At 51.4% G+C, this 1,512-nt stretch carries 1 rRNA gene; it reads right to left on the bottom strand.

The annotated features are described in order from the left end of the window. A 23S ribosomal RNA gene (locus PQQ36_RS22410) occupies nucleotides 1-1,512 on the bottom strand; the annotation flags it as partial.

Below are 1,512 nucleotides of genomic sequence, written 5' to 3'. Positions count from 1 at the left end.
CGCTAACCCCATCAATTAACCTTCCGGCACCGGGCAGGCGTCACACCGTATACGTCATCTTACGATTTTGCACAGTGCTGTGTTTTTAATAAACAGTTGCAGCCACCTGGTATCTGCGACTCTCGTCAGCTCCATCCGCAAGGGACTTCACCATCAAGAGCGTACCTTCTCCCGAAGTTACGGTACCATTTTGCCTAGTTCCTTCACCCGAGTTCTCTCAAGCGCCTTGGTATTCTCTACCCGACCACCTGTGTCGGTTTGGGGTACGATTCCTTACAATCTGAAGCTTAGAGGCTTTTCCTGGAAGCATGGCATCAATGACTTCACTACCGTAGTAGCTCGACGTCGTGTCTCAGCCTTAAGAGTGTCCGGATTTACCTAAACACTCAGCCTACGCACTTGAACCTGGACAACCGTCGCCAGGCCCACCTAGCCTTCTCCGTCCCCCCATCGCAATTGTAAGAAGTACGGGAATATTAACCCGTTTCCCATCGACTACGCCTTTCGGCCTCGCCTTAGGGGTCGACTTACCCTGCCCCGATTAACGTTGGACAGGAACCCTTGGTCTTCCGGCGGGGAGGTTTTTCACCCCCCTTGTCGTTACTCATGTCAGCATTCGCACTTCTGATACCTCCAGCATGCTTTACAACACACCTTCAACGGCTTACAGAACGCTCCCCTACCCAATGTTCAAAGAACATTGCCGCAGCTTCGGTTTACAACTTAGCCCCGTTACATCTTCCGCGCAGGCCGACTCGACTAGTGAGCTATTACGCTTTCTTTAAATGATGGCTGCTTCTAAGCCAACATCCTAGCTGTCTAAGCCTTCCCACATCGTTTCCCACTTAGCTGTAATTTGGGACCTTAGCTGGCGGTCTGGGTTGTTTCCCTCTCCACGACGGACGTTAGCACCCGCCGTGTGTCTCCCGGATAGTACTTACTGGTATTCGGAGTTTGCAAAGGGTTGGTAAGTCGGGATGACCCCCTAGCCTTAACAGTGCTCTACCCCCAGTAGTATTCGTCCGAGGCGCTACCTAAATAGCTTTCGGGGAGAACCAGCTATCTCCGAGTTTGATTGGCCTTTCACCCCTAGCCACAAGTCATCCGCTAATTTTTCAACATTAGTCGGTTCGGTCCTCCAGTTGATGTTACTCAACCTTCAACCTGCCCATGGCTAGATCACTCGGTTTCGGGTCTATATCCAGAGACTATGGCGCCCAGTTAAGACTCGGTTTCCCTACGGCTCCCCTAGATGGTTAACCTTGCCACTGAATATAAGTCGCTGACCCATTATACAAAAGGTACGCAGTCACACCACGAAGGTGCTCCTACTGCTTGTACGTACACGGTTTCAGGTTCTATTTCACTCCCCTCACAGGGGTTCTTTTCGCCTTTCCCTCACGGTACTGGTTCACTATCGGTCAGTCAGGAGTATTTAGCCTTGGAGGATGGTCCCCCCATATTCAGACAGGATAACACGTGTCCCGCCCTACTCGATTTCACTGAACATGC

It is taken from the genome of Vibrio sp. CCUG 15886 (genome assembly GCF_028570825.1).
In the GTDB taxonomy this organism is placed as follows: domain Bacteria; phylum Pseudomonadota; class Gammaproteobacteria; order Enterobacterales; family Vibrionaceae; genus Vibrio; species Vibrio vulnificus_B.
This window is presented reverse-complemented; position numbering and strand designations above follow the sequence as displayed.